Genomic DNA, 18,130 nt, shown 5'->3' on the forward strand with positions numbered 1-18,130 from the left:
TGGTTAGGCTCACCTCACTGACTCGAAGCCGGAGGACCGATGATCCGTACGACCCCTGCTGGGCGACCTCGCGGGGCGGGCCGCCGATGAGCCGGCCCGACCTCCTCGTCCACCCGTTGGTGGTCCGCACCGCCGTGGTGACGGACGTGCAGACCCTGCCGGGGCGCGTCCGTCGGGTCCGTCTGGGTGGCGAGCAGTTGCGGCCGTTCACGCGCGACGGCCTGGAGCACCCGGGTTTCGCGGCGCCGGGTTTCGACGACCACGTCAAGATCATCCTCGCCGCGGACGGTGACGTCGCGGCGGCGTTGCCGCGCCAGCATCCCGACGGGATCGAGTGGACGCCGTCGGAGCATCGTCTGACCCGGGACTACACCCCGCATGACGTGGACCCGGTGACCGGTGCGTTCTCTATCGACTTCGTGCTCCACGGGGACGGGCCGGCCGCCCGCTGGGCGACCGCGGCGGAGCCGGGGGACACGTTGAGCTTCGCCGGGCCGAAGTCCTCGATGGTCCTCCCGGACGACGTGACCGCGATCGTGCTCCTGGGGGACGACACGGCGATCCCCGCGATCCGGAGGTTCCTCACCGAGGTCACCGTGCCGGTGCCGGTGCACGTCGCCGTGGTGGTCGGCGATGACGCGCCCCGTGACCTGCCCGCCGGGTCCGCGACGAGTGTCACGCTCGAGCGGCCGGGGGTGGCCGGGGCGGACACCTACGCGGCACTGTTCGACAGGATCAGCGCGGCGGAGGACCTGGGCGACCGCCCGTTCGTGTGGGCCGCCGGGGAATCCCGGGCGCTCCTCGCCCTGCGTCGACGGATCGGCCCCACGGTGGGGCGTGGGCACCGGAGCATCACGGGGTACTGGCACACGGACGAGGACGCCGCGGGGTCCCCGGGTCCCGCGCTGCCCGGCGTCCCGGTCGGGTGGTTCATGGTCCGGGCGGCGCTGGAGCTGGGCCTGTTCGAGGCGGTGCGCGGGGGTGCACTGTCGGCCGCGGAGCTGGGTGAGCGGATCGGCGCCGTGGGGGAGCTCGGGCCGCTTCTGGGCGGACTGGCCTCCCTCGCCCTGCTCGAGCCCGGGTCCGACGGGAGGTGGGCGCTCTCGGGTGCCGCGGAGGACCTGCTCGACGACCCGCACGCGAGGGAGGAGTTCGCCGGACCCGAGGCCGACCGCGCGCTCGCCCTGCAGCACCTCGGTCGGTCTCTGCGTACGGGCACGTCGGCGTGGGAGATCGCGCACGGGGAGGCGTTCGCGGACTCACTGCGCAGGGATCCCGAGCTCGCGGATCATCTCGCCCATGAGTCCGGGTCGCTGGTGTACCTGCAGCACGGTCTCGTGCGTGTCCTGCGGTCCCTCGGGACCGGGGACGTCGTGGTCGTGGGGCCGGGGGCGCGTCTGGTCGAGGACCTCGCCCGCCGACACGGGCTCACGACGGTGCGTGCCGGGTCGGTGGGGGACGGTGCCGGGGGCGGCGGGGGCCGGGCGACCGTCGCCGTGTCGGCAATGCTGCTCGGGCATCTCGATGACGACGCGGCGTGCGCCCATCTCCGTGGCCTGGCGGACCTGGCCCCGCGGCTGGTCGTGATCGACGCGAGCGCTCCCGACGGGCTCTCCCCGGCCGCGGCGGAAGAGACCGTCCTGCAGTTCGCGGTCACGGCGGCCGCACCGCGGTCGCCGGAGCGCGTGGCCGAGCTGGCGGCGGCGGGCGGGTGGACGAGCATCTCGCACCGCGGCATCGGCTGGGGGGTCGTCGCGGCCGAGTTCGCACTCGCGGCCGGGCCCGGCCCGGCCACCTGACGTGCGTCAGGCGTTACGCAGGCGCTCCAGCGCGCCGATCACGACGTCGCGGTCGGTGGTCTGCCAGAACGGCGGCAGCGAGGCGCGTAGGTAGCCGCCGTACCGCGCGGTCACCAGGCGGGAGTCGAGCACGGCGACCACGCCGCGGTCATCGGTGCGTCGGAGCAGGCGGCCGACGCCCTGGGCGAGCAGGAGGGCGGCGTGGTTGCCGGCGACGGCGAGGAAGCCGTTGCCCCCGCGGGCCCCCACCGCACGCTGTCGCGCGGAGAGCAGTGGATCGTCCGGCCGGGGGAACGGGATGCGGTCGATCACGACGAGGGACAGGGTCCGCCCCGGGACGTCGACCCCCTGCCACAACGAGAGGGTCCCCACGAGGGTCGTCTCCTCGTCGTCGGCGAACTGCGCGACGAGGTTGGCCGTCGAGTCCTCGCCCTGACACAGCACCGGGGTGTCCAGGCGCTCGCGCAGGAGCTCGGCCGCGGCCTTGGCCGCGCGCATCGAGGAGAACAGGCCGAGCGTGCGGCCGCCGGCGGCGGTGATGAGGTCCACCAGCTCGTCCTCGGCGGCCGGTGAGGTCCCGTCCCGACCTGGCGCGGGCAGGTGCGAGGCCACGTAGAGGATGCCGTTGCGGCGGTAGTCGAACGGTGAGCCCGCGTCGAGGCCGGTCCAGCGCAGGGAGCTCGCGTCGTCGTCGGACGGCGGTTCGAGCGCGACGGCGCTCGCGGTGTCCGGGCGCGCGGACGACGCCGGCGGCAGGCCCCAGGTGGCGGCGAGTCCGTCGAACCTCCCCCCGGTGGTGAGCGTGGCGGAGGTGAGGATGACGGTCGACTCGGCGAACAACCGGGCGCGCAGCAGCCCGGCGACCGAGAGGGGCGCCACCCGCAGGATCCGACCGCGACGGTCCTCGACGCTCATCCACACGATCTCGACGCGCTCGGTGACCGGCTTCTCGTAGGAGGACAGCATCCGGTCGGCCGCGTCGGCGATCTCGTCGAGCGCGGCGAGGGTCTTCTGCCGGTCGGAGGCCCCCTGCGGGTCGTTGGCGACCTCCCCGGGCTTGGGGCCAGGCACGGCGCTGCGGCAGTTCTCGGCGGTGTGGCGCACGGCGGCCAGGGCGAGGTCGGCTCCCTCGGGCAGGAGGTCCCAGCGCCCCTCGGGGCAGATCTCGAGCAGGGTCGCCAGGCCCTCGCCGGCGGCGACCATGCGGTCCGCGGTCTGCTGATCCACGAGCTTGGCCGCCCGGCGCGCGGCCTGGATGACAGCGGCGCCGGTGAGCTCCGCGGTGGTCACGCCCGTGACCCGGTCCGCGAGCTCGTGCGCCTCGTCGATCACCACGGCGTCGTGCTCGGGCAGGACCGACACGTCCGTCATCGCGTCGATCGCGAGCAGGGCGTGGTTGGTCACCACGACATCGGCCTGGCCGGCCTTCTGACGTGCCAGTTCCGCAAAGCACTCGGTGAACTCGGGGCAGACCTGCCCGAGGCACTCCCGGCTCGTCACCGACACCTGCCGCCACGCCGCGTCGGAGACGCCGCGGGGGAGGTCGTCGCGGTCACCGGTGTCGGTCTCCTGGGCCCAGTCGTGGAGCCGCGCGATCTCGCGTCCGAGCCAGGAGCTGGGTCCGGTGTCGCGCGTGGAGGCCTGTCGGGGGGTGCGCGCGGTGGTGGACTCGCCGCCGATCGGGAGGTCGAACAGCTCCTCGGTCTCGATCTCCTCCGGGTCGGCCTCGTCGACCGGACCGGTGCTCACCCGGTGCAGGCACAGGTAGTTGCCGCGGCCCTTGAGGATCGCGTGGGACGGGCTCACACCCAGCTCGGGGCGGAGCGCGGCGGCCAGGCGGGGCAGGTCCCGGTCGACCAGCTGGTTCTGCAGCGCGATGGTCGCCGTGGAGACCACCACGGTGCCGCCGGTGGCGACCGCGTGGCGGAGGGAGGGCACCAGGTAGGCGAGGGACTTGCCGGTGCCGGTGCCGGCCTGGACGGCGAGGTGCTCGCCGGTGGACAACGCGTTGCCGACGGCTTCCGCCATCGCGAGCTGCCCCGTCCGCTCGCTGCCACCCAGGCTCTCGACCGCGGTGGCGAGCAGGTCGGAGACAGAGGGGAGCGAGTCGGTCACGCGGCTACCCTAGCGGCCCGCCCGGACACCGGGTCAGGCGCCGGGCAGTGCCCCCGGCGGCACGACCCGCACGGGGATCGCGGGGTCGCCCTCGCTCAGGGCGAGCCCCTCCCACGGCAGCGAGACCATGACCGACGCGTGATGGGCGCGCGACTCCTCCAGGGTCGGCAGTCCGGACACGATCTCGCCGCCCCGGATCAACGGGATCATGAGTTCGCGCTGCTCCAGCCCGTTCTCCTCGGGGGCCTCCGCGGAGAACGGCAGGAGCACCTCCTCGACCGCGGTGCCGGTGCGCCGGTGGAGGCGGATCGCGCGCTTGGCCCCGGGAAGCGACTCCTTGTGCGCGGACCGCTTGGCCACGGGCATCCCGTCGACCTCGACGAGCTTGTAGACCATCCCCGCCGTGGGGGCGCCCGAGCCGGTGACGAGCCTGGTCCCGACCCCGTAGACGTCGACGGGCTCGGCGCGCAGCGCTGCGATCGCGTACTCGTCGAGGTCCCCGGAGACGACGATCCGGGTGTTGTAGGCGCCCAGCGAGTCGAGCTGGTCGCGGACCTGCCGGGCGAGGACGCCCAGGTCCCCGGAGTCGATACGGACGCCGCCGAGCTCGGGCCCGGCCACCTCGATCGCGGTCTCGACCCCGGCCGTGATGTCGTAGGTGTCCACGAGGAGCGTGGTGCCGACGCCGAGCGCGCGGACCTGGGACCGGAACGCCGCCGCCTCGTCGGGACCGTCGGGGCCGGTGTGCAGCAGGGTGAACGAGTGGGCCGAGGTGCCGGCCGACGGCACCCCGTGGCGTCGGGTCGCCTCGACGTTGGAGGTGGCGTCGAAGCCGGCGAGGTAGGCGGCGCGGGCCGCGGCCACCGCGGCCTCCTCGTGGGTTCGCCTCGAGCCCATCTCGATGATGGGCCGGCCGTCCGCGGCCCAGTTCATCCGCGCCGCGGCCGAGGCGATGGCGCTGTCGTGGTTGAGCACGGACAGCACGAGCGTCTCCAGCACCACGCACTCGGCGAAGCCGCCCCGGATGCTCAGGACGGGGGAGCCGGGGAAGAACAGTTCGCCCTCGGGGTAGCCGTCGACGTCGCCGGTGAAGCGGAAGGCCCGCAGCCAGGAGATGGTCCGCTCGTCGAGCGAGTCGGCCAGTGCGTCGATCTCCTCGTCGTCGAACCGGAAGTCGGCCACCCGCTCGAGGAGGCGTCCGGTGCCGCCGACCACGCCGTAACGGCGGCCGGCGGGCAGACGCCGGGCGAACACCTCGAACACGCACGGCCGGTCGGCCGTGCCGTCCGCGAGCGCCGCCTGGATCATGGTGAGCTCGTATTTGTCCGTGAGCAGGGCGGTGGACGGTCGCCCGGAGCCGGGCGTGACAGGGGAGGAGGTCGTCGAGGTCACGGGGCCGACTCTACGGCGTGGCCGACCCGCCGCGAATCCGTATCCTGGGAACCATGCACCCTGTGACGACACCGCTTGCGGCCGTCCGGAGCACCGCCCCGGTGTTGGCGATGCCGTCGGCCGCGCCCGTGGAGACCACGGACGCGGACCTCGACGGCGGGGTGGACAATCCCTGGTTGACCGTGGTGTGGGACGACCCTGTGAACCTCATGAGCTACGTGACGTTCGTGTTCCAGCGGGTGTTCGGTTACAGCCGGGAGAAGGCGCACGAGTTGATGCTCAAGGTCCACAACGACGGTCGCGCGGTGGTTTCGTCCGGTAGCCGCGACAAGGTGGAGAGCGACGTCCGCAAGCTCCAGGAGGCCGGGTTGTGGGCCACGATGCAGCGGGAAGCGTGAGCCGGTGAAGGCCTGGCAGCGGAAGTCGTCCCTGGGCGGGACGCGGATCAAGTCGGTCATGGAGAGCCACGAGGTGCAGATCCTGCACGCGCTGGTGTCGAACATCGTGGACATGCTCGAGCAGCGTCGTGACTCGGCGCCGCGGGACGAACTGGCGGAGATCACGGGTATGCGCAGCGGGCACTCCGAGCTCCCGGCCGAGGCGCCGCTCGCGCGGTTGCTGCCGGATTTCCACCGACCGGAGGCCGCGGATCGCCGGGACGGGTCCGAGGCGGACCGGGCGGCCGTCGCGCGCGCCCACAACGCGGGTATGCGCATGATCCACGAGCCGGCCATCATCGACGCGAAGCTCGACTGCGCGGGCGTGGTGCTGCGCTCGCTGCCCTCGCGCGGCGGCACCGTGTCGCTCACCCTCGACCAGGCGGGGGCGTGGATGCGCTGCCTCAACGACGTGCGCCTGGGCCTGGGGGCCGTGCTGCTCGAGGCCGGCTCGACGGACGGGACACCTGCCACCGACATCCCCGAGTACGTGCCGGACGACGACCCCCGGTCGGCCCAGCTGGACGTCTACCACTGGCTGACCTTCATGCAGGACTCCCTGTGCACCGCCCTGGACGGGCAGTGAGGAGAACACCGTGAACCGTGACCCGAGATCGCCCTGGCCGGGCACCGGAGCGGCCCGGTCGGCGGACCCGGGTCCGCGGCGGTGGCCGGCACTGGTCCTGTTGTGGTCGTTCGTCGCCCTGATGTGGGTGGTGGAGGCCGCGGACCGGGTCATCGTGGAGCTCGTCGGCCCCCGGCAGACCCTCGACGACTACGGTGTGCAGCCGCTGTCGACAGACGGGCTGCTCGGCATCGTGTTCCAACCGCTGTTGCACCGTGACTGGGCGCACCTCATCGGCAACTCGATCGCCCTGCTCGTGCTGGGCTCGATCATCGCCCTGTCGGGAATCCGGCCGCTGCTCAGCGTCACACTGATCTCGTGGCTGGCCTCGGGCGTGGTGTCGTGGCTCCTCGGCGGCGCCGGCACCGTCCACATCGGGGCATCCGGCATCGTGTTCGGCTACATCTTCTACGTCATCGTCCGCGGCTTCTTCTCCCGGCGGATCCTGCACCTGGTGATCGGCCTGGTCATCGGCTTCTACTACGGACTCGAGGCGTTGGCGGGACTGTCGCCGATGCTCGACGGCGTGTCGTGGCAGGGACACCTCGGCGGCGCGGTCGGCGGCGTGGCGTCCGCGTACGGCCTCAGGCGCGACCGTGACCGCGGGGCACGTCGCCTCACCGCCGGCCGGGCGGGGCGTCCCGCCGGACCGCGGAGGTGACGCGCCCCGATCCGCGGGCCCCCATCGGCGTGTTCGACTCCGGCGCCGGGGGGCTGACGGTCGCCCGGGCGATCGTGGACCAGCTCCCCGACGAGTCGGTGGTCTACGTCGGGGACACCGCCAACGGGCCGTACGGGCCGCTGCCGCTGGCGCAGGTCCGCGCGCACGCGCTCGCGGTGGCGGACCAGCTCGTCGACCGCGGCGTCAAGGCGCTGGTGATCGCGTGCAACACCGCGTCGGCGGCGATGCTGCGGGACGCGCGGGAGCGATATCCGGTGCCGGTGGTGGAGGTCATCCAGCCCGCGGCGCGACGCGCGGTCGCCACCACGCGGTCGGGCCGGATCGGGGTCATCGCGACCCGGGCGACAGTGGCGTCGCGGGCGTACGACGACGCGGTGGCGGCGGCCGCCGGGGTCGAGCTGACGTCGGTGGCGTGCCCCAAGTTCGTGGAGTTCGTCGAGCGCGGCATCACCAGCGGCCGTCAGGTGCTCGGGTTGGCGGAGGCCTATCTCGCCCCGATCCGGGACGCCGACGTCGACACCCTGGTGTTGGGCTGCACGCACTACCCGTTGCTGTCCGGGGTGGTGCAGCTCGCGGCGGGCGATCACGTCACATTGGTCTCGAGCGCGGAGGAGACGGCAAAGGACGTGCTGCGGGTGCTCACGGCGGAGGATCTGTTGCGGCCGCACGACCGGGCGGACCCGCCGACGCGCGAGTACCTCGTCACGGGCGACCCGGACGCGTTCCGGCGGGTGGCGTCGCGGTTCCTGGGGCCGGGGCTGGTGGCGGTGGGCCGGACGGACGTCCGGTGAGGCGCTGTCACGCGCGGCGCGCGCGCGGTCACGATCACCACGACACGCGGCGGGGCGTGGCACGATAGTGCCCATGTTTCTGACTGTCCTCGGCTGCTCGGGAAGTATCGGCGGACCCACGTCGCCGGCCTCCGGGTACCTCGTGGAGGTCGACGGTCTGGCGCCCGTGGTGATCGACATGGGGCCCGGGGTGCTCGGCGCGTTGCAGCGGCACGTCGCGCCCGAGGACGCGACGATCCTTCTGTCGCATCTGCACGCGGATCACTGTCTGGACGTGCCTAGCCTGTTGGTGTTGCGGCGTTTCGGCCCCGGCGCGCGGGGCGCGGGCCGGGTGCCGCTGGTGGGGCCGTCGGGGACGGCCTACCGGATCGGGGTCGCGTCGGCGGAGGAGCCGGGAGCGGTCGACGACCTGTCGGACACGTTCGACGTGTCGACGTGGGACGTCACGCCCGAGGTGGCGATGAGGAGCGACGACGACGAGGTGGCCCTGCATGTGCGGGCCGAGAGGGTGGAGCATCCGCCGGAGTCGTACGGCCTCCGCCTGGAGTCCGGTGACGGGAGAGTGTTGGCGTACAGCGGGGACACTGCGTACTGCGATGCCCTGGTCGAGCTCGCGGTCGGCGCGGACGTCCTGCTCTGTGAGGCGTCCTGGACGCACGAGGAGGGGCGCCCGCCCGGCATCCACATGTCGGGCTCCGAGGCGGGGCTGACCGCCCGGCGGGCCGGGGTGGGTCGCCTGGTGCTCACCCACATCCCGCCGTGGACCGACCACGAGGCGGTCCGAGCGGAGGCGGCCGCCGAGTTCGACGGCGAGATCCTGCTCGCGGAGCCGGATCTGCGGATCACCGTCTAGATCTGCGGATCACCGCCCAGGGGAGCGCCCGCTAGGATCGGCGGTCGTGACCTCTTCAGACTTCAGCAGGGCAGACGGGCGCGGCGTCGACGAGCTGCGCGACGTGACCATCACGCGGGGTTTCACCTCGCATCCGGCGGGGTCGGTGCTCGTCACCTTCGGGCAGACCCGCGTCATGTGCACGGCCAGCGTCACCGAGGGCGTGCCGCGCTGGCGTAAGGGATCGGGGCTGGGCTGGCTGACGGCCGAGTACGCGATGCTGCCGGCGGCGACCCACGAGCGGTCGGGCCGCGAGTCCGTGCGCGGCAAGGTCGGTGGTCGCACCCACGAGATCAGCCGCCTCGTCGGCCGCTCGCTGCGCGCGTGCATCGACCTGTCCGCGCTGGGGGAGAACACCATCGCGCTGGACTGCGACGTGCTCCAGGCCGACGGCGGCACGCGCACCGCGGCGATCACCGGTGCGTACGTGGCGCTGGCCGACGCGATCACGTGGCTGCAGTCCTCCGGCGCGGTCACCGGTAACCCGCTCACCGGGGCGGTCGCCGCGGTGAGCGTCGGCGTGGTCGACGGACACGTGCTGTGCGACCTGCCGTACGAGGAGGATTCGCGCGCCGAGGTGGACATGAACGTGGTGTGCACGGACGGCGGCAAGCTCATCGAGGTACAGGGCACGGCCGAGGGCGCCGCGTTCGGCCGCGACGTGCTGGACGCGATGCTCGACTCGGCGCAGGCCGGCTGCGAGCGACTGTTCGCGCTGCAGCGCGAGGCGCTCGCCGCGCCGTACCCGGGCGAGCTGCCCAGCCCGCCCGCCGCGCGGAACCGGGGGCGGTAGCCGTGGCCGTCCGTCTGCTGGTCGCCAGCCGCAACGCCAAGAAGCTGACCGAGCTGCGCCGGGTGCTCGAGTCCGAGGGGGTCCTCGGCATCGAGCCGGTGGGGCTGGACGAGGTGCCGGAGTTCCCGGAGGAGCCCGAGACCGGCGCCACGTTCGCCGAGAACGCCCTGATCAAGGCGCGCGCCGGGGCGCTGGCGACCGGGCTGCCGTGCCTGGCGGACGACTCGGGCCTGGCCGTGGACGCGCTCAACGGGATGCCGGGCGTGCTCTCGGCGCGCTGGGCCGGCCGTCACGGCGACGACGCCGCGAACAACGCCCTGCTGCTCGCCCAGCTGTCGGACGTCCCGGACGAGCGGCGGGGCGCGGCGTTCGTCTCGGCGTGCGCGCTGGTCGGGCCGGGCGTGCCCGGAGTCGCCCGGGCCGCACGGGACCCGCGGGTGCACGGGGAGGGCACCGACGAGGGCCTGCAGGGTGAGGTCGTGCAGGAGGGTCGCTGGCCCGGACGCGTGCTCCGCGAGCCGCGCGGGGAGGGCGGGTTCGGCTACGACCCGCTGTTCCTGCCCGAGGGCTCCGACCGGTCGGCGGCCGAGCTCAGCCCGCAGGAGAAGGACGCCGCCTCGCACCGCGGCCGGGCGCTGCGTGCGCTGGCGCCGGCGCTGCGGGTGCTCGCCGCGCGCGCCGAGGGCTGAGCGGGGTCAGATCGCGTACTCGGCGTGGACGTCGCGGGTCCGCTTGTGCTCGAACCAGAACGACAGGAACGGGATCGTCCCTGCAAGCGCGGTGAGCAGCGTGCGCGTCGCGGGCCAGCGGGCCTTGATCGCCAGATCCAGGGTCATGAACAGGTACAGGATGTAGAAGACGCCGTGCGCCTGACCGATGTAGGTGAACCACTCGGGCGCGTCCGAGGAGTCGGCCAGGATGAGGTACTTGTAGATCATCTCCACGGTGAGCACGAGCAGCCACACACCGGTGATCCAGGCGAGCACGCGGTAACGCTTGAGCGCACCGGCGACCTTCCCACCCGGGTCCGGCCTGCGGTTGTCGGTCTGCGGCGTGGTTGCGGCGGTCATGAAGCGGATCTCTCCTGGTGGTTGCCGCCGGCCGCCCGATCCTTCCGGGCCAGCTCGGCGAGATAGGCGTTGTACGCGTCCAGGCCCTCGTCACGGGCCCGGGCGTCCGCGGCGGGACGACGGGTCGGGAGCAGGTCGGAGGGGATCTCCGTCAGGACGCCGAAGCGGTCCCGGCCCGACCCGTTCTTCCCGGCGGCCGGCAGGTCCGCCGCGCGGGGGTCGGCCTCGTCGTCGTCATCGTCCTCGGTACCCCGCGCACCGACGGCACTGTCCGAGGCGGAGGCCCAGTCGTCCTCGGCGGCCTCCATCCGGACGTACTTGAGGTACGCGTAGATGAGGAAGCCCCCGAGGAACGGCCACATGAACGTGTACCCGAGGTTCTGGACGGTGCCGCTGGCCTCCTGGTAGCGGGCGAGCTGCCACAGGCCCATCCCGATGCACACGATCGCGCCGAGGACGACGAACGCGATCCACGCCGGACGGTGCTTGACCGAGGACGGCGCCGGATCCGCGGACGCGGCCTCGTCTCCGGTCGCTCGGGAACTCAGGGTGTCGGACACGCCTCCACGGTACCGCTGACCACGCGGTAAGCTCATCTCGCCCGGTACCCCCGGGTGACGCGCCCGTGGCGGAATTGGCAGACGCGCTGGATTTAGGTTCCAGTGTCTACGGACGTGGGAGTTCAAGTCTCCCCGGGCGCACAGGTCTCTCCACTCGGACCGGGTGATCAGGATGTCGGGTGATGAGGATGAGCAACCGGACAGTCGCGAGGGCGGCGGTCGCGTCGGTGATCCTGGTGGCGTCGGTGATGAGTGGCTGCGCGGAGTCGGATCTCGCGGTGAACGGGGGACTCCCGTGGACGGACCCCCGTGGCGCGGCGCCGCTCGAGCCTCCGGCGGAACCGTCCCCGGTGGAGGAGCGGACGAACGCGCAGCGCAGCGAGAACGGGCTCCCGGCACTGGACGCGAGCGAGAAGCTCCGCGACAGTGCCTGTGCGAAGGCCGACGACATGATCGCGAGGGACTACTGGGCGCATCACGCGCCTGACGGCAGCGGCGGCCCGGGCACGTTCATCCGCGAGGCCGGCGTCGATTACCACAGGGCAGCGGAGAACCTCTTCTATTCGTCCACCGGCGGGCCCGACCCGGTCGCCCAGTGGATGCAGAGCCCGGGCCACAGGGAGAACATCCTCGACCCGGACTTCACCCGCGTGGGTGTCTGCATGCGGACCGCCGCCTACCAGGGCCTGCCGGAGGCGCATCTCTACGTCCAGCACTTCGCCACCCCGATGGCGGAGAGGTAGCCCGGGCCGCCAGCACGGGGGCTCGTCGGCACGGGGGCTCGTCGGCGCCGGCTCGTCGGTACGGTGCGGGCATGTGGTTCGACAACTGGCCTGACGTTCTCCGCGTCCTGCTCGTCGGCGCCGCCGCCTACGCGTTCCTCGTGCTGGTGGTGCGGGTATTCGGCAAGCGCACCCTGACGCAGCTCAACGCCTTCGACTTCGTCGTCACCGTCGCGCTCGGTTCCACGCTCGCGACCATCATCCTCAGCTCCGACGTGTCCTGGACCGAGGGCGCGATCGCGATGGCGTTGCTCGTCGTCCTGCAGTACGCCGTCTCGCGGCTGAGGAGGTCGCGGGCCGGGCGGGCCGTCCTCACCGCCGACCCGACGCTGCTCGTGCGCGACGGCGTCTTCCTCGACGACCAGATCGCCCGCCACCGCCTCACCCACGCCGACATCCGCCAGACCATCCGCTCCTCCGGCGTCGGCGACCTGGGCGACGTCGCGGCCGTCATCCTCGAGAACGACGGCAGCATGAGTGTCATCACCGGGTCGTCGCTGGGCGACGGATCCGTCCTCGAGGACGTCCCGGGGTGGGCGCGGCAGCACCGGGGCTGACGGCGGCCGAGCCCGGCTGACCGCCGCCTCATCCCGACAGCGCGGCCAGCACGTCCTCGGCGATCTCGTCCGCCGGCCGCGAGATCGGGCAGAGCATCCCGTACTCGTCGGCCGCGAGCGGCTCCAGCGTGAGCACCTGCGACTCAAGGATCCGATCGGATGCGAAGTGGCCGCGGCGGGCGGCGAGACGGGCGGCGATGAGTTCCGGATCGGTGCCGAGCTCGACGAAGAACACCGGGCGGCGAACGTCGCGCAACACATCGCGATAGGCGCGGCGCAGCGCCGAGCACGCGACGACGAGGCCGCGGTCGGGCCCCGGCGCCTCCGACCCGCGCGGGTGGTCGTGGTCCCTCATGCGGTCGCGGACCGCCTCCAGCCACGGCCAGCGGTCGTCGTCGGCGAGGGGTTCCCCGGCCGCCAGCTTCCGGATGTTGCGAGGGGGATGCAGGTCGTCGGCATCCACCAGCTCCGCACCCGCCCGTTCGGCGATAGCCCGGGCGACCGTCGACTTCCCGGCGCCGGAGACCCCCATGACGACGATGTGCGGACCGGGCGCGTGCCCCGGCTCGTCGGCTGCCGAGCTCCTCGTCGTCGTCACCACCTCCCGAGGGCTCAGATGGTGAAGGCCAACGATCCGAGGATCGCCCGGCCGAGATCCTCGTCCCCGGTGACCTCCACGCCGTGACCCGGCTCGGCGGTGATGCGGCCGGTCGTCGCGCGCACGAAGGTCGCCGTGTCGAAGACCAGCTCGACGGTGGGCCGCGCGGCGTCGTCCACGTCGGCGAGCCGCGCGCGTCCGTCGACGACGACGTCGGTGGCCAGCGGCAGATCCGCGTCGTCCTCACCGACGACGCGGAACCGGACACGCGACCCGTCGGGGGCGCCGGCGCCCTTCCCGACGATGCGCGGCAGGGCCCGCACGATCTCCTCGACGGCGAACCGCCCGGTGTCACCGCCGAGATGGTGCTTCATGCCGAGCGCCTGCCGGATGTCGTCCTCGTGGACCCAGCAGTCGAAGACCCGCACCCCCATGAAGCGGCGGTACGGCACGCGACCGACGGGGGAGTCCGTCTCCGCCTCGAGGTCCGCGGCGGACAGCTCCGCGAGCTGTTCCGTGCGCTCGGCGACGACCTCCCGGAAATCGGCGAACGCGTCCTCGACCGCGAGCGACCGGGCCTCCTGGACGAACTTCTCGTTGAGCTCGCCGATCGGGTTGCGGACGTGCTCGCGCGCCGACTCCGGCAACTCGATGTCCGGGACCGGCTCGCCGGCGAGCATGTGCTCGGTGCCGGCGATGTGCGCCACGATGTCGCGCACGGTCCATCCCGGCAGCGCGGTCGCCGCCGTCCAGTCGTCCTTCTTCAGACCTGCCAGCACCTCGTCGAGGCGCTTCCACTGCTGCACCAGGTGGCGCACCTCGACGGGTGCCGTGTCGCTCGACTCGCTGTCCATGCCGCCGAGGCTACTGGCGTCGCGCCCGGCCGGTGGACGATCGCGCGGGTAGCGTCGGGCGAGCAGCCGAGTAGTGCCCGGACCGAGCCGCCGGGCGACGACCCGCCCGGAGGCCCGACCGCATGCCGACCACCACGTCACAGAACGACCGCCCCACCCTGGCGATCCTGGGGGCCGGGGGTGATCTCACCGAGCGCCTCCTGCTCCCCGGCCTGGGTTCGCTCCTGGCGCGCGACCCCGGGCGGGACGTCACCGTCGTCGGCTCCGGCCGATCCGGTATGGACGACGACGAGTGGCGCGGACTCGTCCGGTCAGCGCTGCGCGAGGGCGGCTGCGGACCGGACCAGGCCGACCGGATCGCGGCGACGACTCGCTTCGTCGCCCTGGACGTCACGGACGCCGACGCGTTCGCCGACTTCATCGACGGGCTCGACGGCCCGATGGTGCTGTACTTCGCCCTGCCCCCGGCCGTCACCGCCACGGCGTGCGAGGGACTGCGCGGCCGCCCACTCCGCGACGACGTACGGTTCGCGGTCGAGAAGCCGTTCGGCACCGACCTCGCCTCGGCCCGCGACCTCAACGCGCTGCTCCTCGACCTCGTCCCGGAGGACCGCGTCCACCGCGTCGACCACTTCCTCGGCGACGCGAACGTCCTCAACATCCTCGGAATGCGGTTCGGTAACCGGGTCCTGGAACCCGTGTGGACAGCCGAGCACGTCGAGCGCATCGACGTCGTGGCCGACGAGACCCTCGCCCTTGAGGGCCGTGCCGGCTACTACGACTCGACCGGTGCGCTGGTCGACATGCTCCAGTCGCACCTGTTGCTCATGACGGCGCTGGTCACCATGGAGGCGCCCGCGCGACTCGACGCCACCGAACTGCACGACCTGCTCGCCACCACCCTCCGGTCCACCCACGTGTGGCGGGACGACCCGTCCGCGTGCTCTCGTCGCGCCCGCTACACGGCCGGCAGGGCGGGCGGCCGTGACGTCGTCGCCTACACCGACGAGGAGGGCGTCGATCCGTCGCGGGGGACCGAGACGCTCGCCGAGGTGGTGCTCGAGGTCCGGAACCAGCGCTGGGCGGGAGTGCCCGTGCGGCTCCGGTCAGGCAAGGCACTGGGTGAGGACTCGATGCGGGTGACGGTGACGTTCCGGCCGCCGCCACACGTTCCGGAGGCGTTCGCGGGCGGGGCCCCGCCGAGCCGGCTCACGATGGGCATCGCGCCCGGCCGGGTGGCACTCGACCTGGCGACCAGCGCCTCCGGCGACAGTCTCGCGCTCGAGGACTCCCGCCTCGACACCGAGCTCGGCGACAGCGACCTGCTCCCGTACGGGGAGGTCCTCGGGCGGATCCTCGACGGGGACCGGCTCCTCACCGTCCGCGGCGACGTCGCCGAGGAGTGCTGGCGGATCCTCACCCCGGTGATCGAGGCCTGGGAGTCCGGCGCGGTCCCAATGGAGGAGTACGAGGCGGGCTCGGACGGCCCGGTCGAGGGGAACCCCGGGACGACGTAGGCCCCGGTTCCGCTGTGGAACCGGGGCCTACGGTCGATGACCGGGAGTCAGACCTTCCGCGCCGTGCGCGCGGCGTTCTCCTCCGTCATGTCGTCGGGCTGCCGGACGAAGTGCGCGATGCTCAGTGCCAGGCCTCCCCAGATGACGAGCAGGAACAGCACCATCATGATGATCGCTGCGGTGTCCATGGTTCAGCCCTCGTTTCGGGTGGTCTCGGTACGGTTGCCGCGCGTACCGGTGCCGGCCGTGCGGGTCGCGCTGGCCGCGTCGGCCCGGACGGGGGAGCCCGACGCGTCGAACTGGTCCTCGTAGAAGGCGTCGCTTGGATCGTCGTCCGTCGCCGGCGGGCCGTCGAGGTGACGGGCCCCGCGCCAGGGCAGCAGGGACAGGATCACCGACAGCACCAGGATCGCGGCGATCATGCCCCAGCCCCAGACGCCGAGTACGGCGGCGTCGTAGCCCTCGTACGGCTCCGAGACCAGGCTGCGGATCTCGCCGAACAGCGCGTACGCCAAGACGAGCGGGGTGACGACCGCCATGCACACGATCCAGATGGGGCCGACCTTGAACGAAGAGACCGAGTTGAGGTGGTCGCGCAGGGTGGGACCCAGGCGCAGCGCGAACATCACCACGATGAGGGCGATGAGCGCGATGCCCACGATGCCGATGCTGTTGGCGAACTTGTCCAGGATGTCGAGGTTCTGCAGGCCCGTCTCGGTGGGCATGAGCAGGATCGACACGATGGCCATCGGGCCGCCGATCGCCAACGTTGCGGTGGTGCGGGAGACGCCGACCTTATCCTGGAAGGAGGAGATGACCACCTCGACGATCGAGATCATCGACGTGAGGCCGGCGAGGATGAGGCACGCGAAGAACACGACGCCCCAGATGGGCCCGCCGGGCATCTGTGAGATGAGCGCGGGGAAGGCGATGAACGCCAGGCCCGGCCCGCCGCTGACATCGTCCCAACCCGCACCCGCGGCGGAGGAGACCAGGAAGCCGAGGGTGGCGAAGACGCCGATACCGGCCAGGACCTCGAACGCGGAGTTGGAGAAGCCCACCACGAGACCCGAGCTGGTGAGGTTCGACCGGCGCTTGAGGTACGACGAGTAGGTCAGCATGATGCCGAAGCCCACCGACAGGGAGAAGAAGATCTGCCCGTAGGCGGCGATCCACACACCGGGGTCGGTCAGCACGCCCCAGTCGGGCGTGAAGAAGTTGTTGAGGCCGTCGGCGGCCCCCTCGAGGAACAGGGACCGGATGACCAGGGCCGCGAACAAGACGATCAACAGCGGGATGAAGATCTGAGCGGTCCGGCCGATGCCCTTCTGAACTCCCGCGATGAGGACGCCGAGAGTGAACAGCCATACAACGACCAACACGCCCGTGATGAGCGGCACGAAGTCCAGGCCGAAGCCGGACCCGGCGCGGAGGAAGTCCTCCGAGAAGAAGGTGGCGGTTTCCTCATAGGTCTCGCCCCAGCGGCCGTCGACGGAGAACCAGGCGTAGCAGGCCGCCCACGCGAGGATCACCGCGTAGTAGACGGCGATCACGAAGGACACCAACACCTGGATCCAACCGATCGGCTCGGCGAAACGGTTCATGCGGCGGAAACTCAGGGGAGCGGAGCCGCGGAACCGGTGGCCGATGGCGTAGTCGAAGAACAGCAGGGGGATACCGGCGGAGAGCAGCGCGACCAGATACGGGATGAGGAACGCGCCGCCGCCGTTGTCGTAGGCGACGAAGGGGAAACGCCAGATGTTGCCGAGGCCGACGGCGGAGCCGATGGCGGCGAACACGAAGACGGAGCGCCCCGAGAAGGCCTCGCGTCTCCTGGTACCGCCCGTGGCGGCGGGTGTGGACATGGATTCCTCCTCAGCGGGGGAGCGGGCGGGTTCAGGTCTGAGCCGTGCTCCGAGTCCCCTACTTCTAGTCGGACGGTTGCCATTTGGTGATCGAATCGACGCAAGTCGGGTACTCGGTCACGTGGCTGGTGTGATTAGGGTAATCCCATGAGGCACCAATTAGGAGGGCGGACCGCGAATCGGCTGCTCGTCGCCGCGGCGCTCGTGACGCTCACCGCCGGCGCGGGCTTCGTCGCCGCCTCCCCGCGGACGCTCGCGCCGGGCGGGCCGGCGGTTCCGACCGTGGTGGCGCCCGTCGAACCGGTGGCCGCGTCCGTACCGCCCCCGGCCGTCCTGACGCCCACGGACGTCGTGCGCGAGACCGGCCGGTGGTTCTCGCACGGGCGCACGCTTGAGCTCCGGCCGGACGGCACCGGTACGTTCGCCGTTTGGATGGGGGCGTTCGACGGTCACCTCGTGCAGCTGCGGCTGATCCCCGCGCCCGGGGCAGCGACCGTCGCCGAGGTCGTGGCGATCGACCGGGTGGGGGAGGGGGCGCTCGCGCCGGACGAGACGCCCGGTATCGGTGGCCTGGTCACCGTGTCGTTCGGGCGGGCCGCGCGGGCCGCCCACGTCGAGTGGTCGTCCGGGCCGCGCCGGTTGGCCGCCGATCTGTGCGCTGCCGAAGGGTTGGACGCGCGGGCCATGGAGGAGCTGCGCTGCGGCGCCTGATCGCGGCACGGCAGTGGCGACGCGTCGTCCCGTACCGGGTCGCGGGCGCGTCGGCAGCACACCCGTATGGGCTGGACGACACGCCCTGGT

At 72.4% G+C, this 18,130-nt stretch carries 20 protein-coding genes and 1 tRNA gene; 13 read left to right on the forward strand and 8 right to left on the reverse strand.

What is annotated here, in order from left to right:
* The first annotated feature begins 86 nt into the window (after positions 1–86).
* On the forward strand, positions 87–1,799 hold the full coding sequence (locus VYL96_RS05160) for a siderophore-interacting protein (protein WP_131884941.1): 1,713 nt from the start codon (positions 87–89) through the stop codon (positions 1,797–1,799).
* A 6-nt stretch (positions 1,800–1,805) separates the two neighbouring features.
* Here VYL96_RS05160 and VYL96_RS05165 read toward each other — a convergent pair whose 3' ends face one another.
* The gene (locus tag VYL96_RS05165; RefSeq protein WP_131884940.1) at positions 1,806–3,914 is read right to left on the reverse strand and encodes an ATP-dependent DNA helicase; all 2,109 of its coding nucleotides are present in this window, start codon (positions 3,912–3,914) and stop codon (positions 1,806–1,808) included.
* A gap of 33 nt (positions 3,915–3,947) precedes the next feature.
* Positions 3,948–5,306 carry a nicotinate phosphoribosyltransferase gene (locus tag VYL96_RS05170; RefSeq protein WP_131884939.1) on the reverse strand — a complete coding sequence of 453 codons (1,359 nt, stop codon included), beginning with the start codon at positions 5,304–5,306 and terminating at the stop codon, positions 3,948–3,950.
* A gap of 53 nt (positions 5,307–5,359) precedes the next feature.
* On the opposite strand from VYL96_RS05170, the gene clpS reads away from it, so the two are divergent.
* The 7 genes from clpS to VYL96_RS05205 all read left to right on the forward strand — a co-directional run bounded on the left by clpS (position 5,360) and on the right by VYL96_RS05205 (position 10,215).
* Positions 5,360–5,704: an ATP-dependent Clp protease adapter ClpS gene (clpS, locus tag VYL96_RS05175; protein ID WP_131884938.1), complete on the forward strand. Its 345-nt coding sequence runs from the start codon at positions 5,360–5,362 to the stop codon at positions 5,702–5,704.
* A 4-nt stretch (positions 5,705–5,708) separates the two neighbouring features.
* Positions 5,709–6,329, forward strand: coding sequence for a DUF2017 domain-containing protein (locus tag VYL96_RS05180; protein WP_131884937.1), 621 nt, complete (start codon positions 5,709–5,711; stop codon positions 6,327–6,329).
* Between the two features lie 10 nt (positions 6,330–6,339).
* Positions 6,340–7,029 carry a rhomboid family intramembrane serine protease gene (locus VYL96_RS05185; protein WP_131884936.1) on the forward strand — a complete coding sequence of 230 codons (690 nt, stop codon included), beginning with the start codon at positions 6,340–6,342 and terminating at the stop codon, positions 7,027–7,029.
* The gene (murI, locus tag VYL96_RS05190) at positions 7,026–7,841 is read left to right on the forward strand and encodes a glutamate racemase (RefSeq protein WP_131884935.1); all 816 of its coding nucleotides are present in this window, start codon (positions 7,026–7,028) and stop codon (positions 7,839–7,841) included. The genes VYL96_RS05185 and murI overlap by 4 nt, the downstream gene beginning before the upstream one ends.
* A gap of 73 nt (positions 7,842–7,914) precedes the next feature.
* Positions 7,915–8,694 (forward strand): MBL fold metallo-hydrolase, encoded by a 780-nt coding sequence (locus VYL96_RS05195; protein ID WP_131884934.1) that lies wholly within the window; start codon positions 7,915–7,917, stop codon positions 8,692–8,694.
* 46 nt (positions 8,695–8,740) lie between these two features.
* Entirely contained in the window at positions 8,741–9,526 is a 786-nt protein-coding gene (gene rph / locus VYL96_RS05200; RefSeq protein WP_131884933.1) for a ribonuclease PH, read from the forward strand.
* A gap of 2 nt (positions 9,527–9,528) precedes the next feature.
* Positions 9,529–10,215, forward strand: coding sequence for a non-canonical purine NTP pyrophosphatase (locus tag VYL96_RS05205; RefSeq protein ID WP_131884932.1), 687 nt, complete (start codon positions 9,529–9,531; stop codon positions 10,213–10,215).
* Positions 10,216–10,221: 6 nt separating this feature from the next.
* Here the strand turns inward: VYL96_RS05205 and VYL96_RS05210 are convergent, their stop codons facing one another.
* Both VYL96_RS05210 and VYL96_RS05215 read right to left on the reverse strand, forming a co-directional pair.
* Positions 10,222–10,596, reverse strand: coding sequence for a DUF3817 domain-containing protein (locus VYL96_RS05210; RefSeq protein ID WP_070722092.1), 375 nt, complete (start codon positions 10,594–10,596; stop codon positions 10,222–10,224).
* Positions 10,593–11,156 carry a hypothetical protein gene (locus tag VYL96_RS05215; RefSeq protein WP_131884931.1) on the reverse strand — a complete coding sequence of 188 codons (564 nt, stop codon included), beginning with the start codon at positions 11,154–11,156 and terminating at the stop codon, positions 10,593–10,595. Before VYL96_RS05215 ends, VYL96_RS05210 begins: the two co-directional genes overlap by 4 nt.
* 59 nt (positions 11,157–11,215) lie before the next feature.
* On the opposite strand from VYL96_RS05215, the gene VYL96_RS05220 reads away from it, so the two are divergent.
* From VYL96_RS05220 to VYL96_RS05230, 3 genes are all read left to right on the forward strand, one after another.
* Positions 11,216–11,297: transfer RNA gene (locus VYL96_RS05220), tRNA-Leu, on the forward strand.
* Positions 11,298–11,344: 47 nt separating this feature from the next.
* The gene (locus tag VYL96_RS05225) at positions 11,345–11,899 is read left to right on the forward strand and encodes a CAP domain-containing protein (protein WP_165001104.1); all 555 of its coding nucleotides are present in this window, start codon (positions 11,345–11,347) and stop codon (positions 11,897–11,899) included.
* Between the two features lie 71 nt (positions 11,900–11,970).
* Positions 11,971–12,495 carry a DUF421 domain-containing protein gene (locus VYL96_RS05230; protein WP_061229717.1) on the forward strand — a complete coding sequence of 175 codons (525 nt, stop codon included), beginning with the start codon at positions 11,971–11,973 and terminating at the stop codon, positions 12,493–12,495.
* Between the two features lie 28 nt (positions 12,496–12,523).
* On the opposite strand, the gene VYL96_RS05235 is transcribed toward VYL96_RS05230, so the two are convergent.
* Complete coding sequence (locus tag VYL96_RS05235; protein ID WP_131884930.1) at positions 12,524–13,093, reverse strand: gluconokinase; 570 nt, start codon at positions 13,091–13,093, stop codon at positions 12,524–12,526.
* A 14-nt stretch (positions 13,094–13,107) separates the two neighbouring features.
* Positions 13,108–13,947: a maleylpyruvate isomerase family mycothiol-dependent enzyme gene (locus VYL96_RS05240; RefSeq protein ID WP_131884929.1), complete on the reverse strand. Its 840-nt coding sequence runs from the start codon at positions 13,945–13,947 to the stop codon at positions 13,108–13,110.
* Positions 13,948–14,069: 122 nt separating this feature from the next.
* Between VYL96_RS05240 and VYL96_RS05245 the strand changes: the two genes are divergently transcribed.
* Entirely contained in the window at positions 14,070–15,464 is a 1,395-nt protein-coding gene (locus tag VYL96_RS05245; RefSeq protein ID WP_131884928.1) for a glucose-6-phosphate dehydrogenase, read from the forward strand.
* 47 nt (positions 15,465–15,511) lie between these two features.
* Here the strand turns inward: VYL96_RS05245 and VYL96_RS05250 are convergent, their stop codons facing one another.
* Positions 15,512–15,652, reverse strand: a complete 141-nt coding sequence (locus VYL96_RS05250) for a methionine/alanine import family NSS transporter small subunit (RefSeq protein WP_082767821.1) — start codon at positions 15,650–15,652, stop codon at positions 15,512–15,514.
* A gap of 3 nt (positions 15,653–15,655) precedes the next feature.
* Entirely contained in the window at positions 15,656–17,329 is a 1,674-nt protein-coding gene (locus VYL96_RS05255) for a sodium-dependent transporter (RefSeq protein WP_131884927.1), read from the reverse strand.
* Positions 17,330–17,476: 147 nt separating this feature from the next.
* On the opposite strand from VYL96_RS05255, the gene VYL96_RS05260 reads away from it, so the two are divergent.
* A complete protein-coding gene (locus VYL96_RS05260; RefSeq protein WP_131884926.1) occupies positions 17,477–18,040 on the forward strand; it encodes a hypothetical protein in 564 nt (187 codons plus the stop codon).
* The last annotated feature ends 90 nt before the right edge of the window (positions 18,041–18,130 follow it).

It is taken from the genome of Dietzia maris (assembly GCF_036287335.1).
GTDB classification, from domain to species: Bacteria; Actinomycetota; Actinomycetes; order Mycobacteriales; family Mycobacteriaceae; genus Dietzia; species Dietzia cinnamea.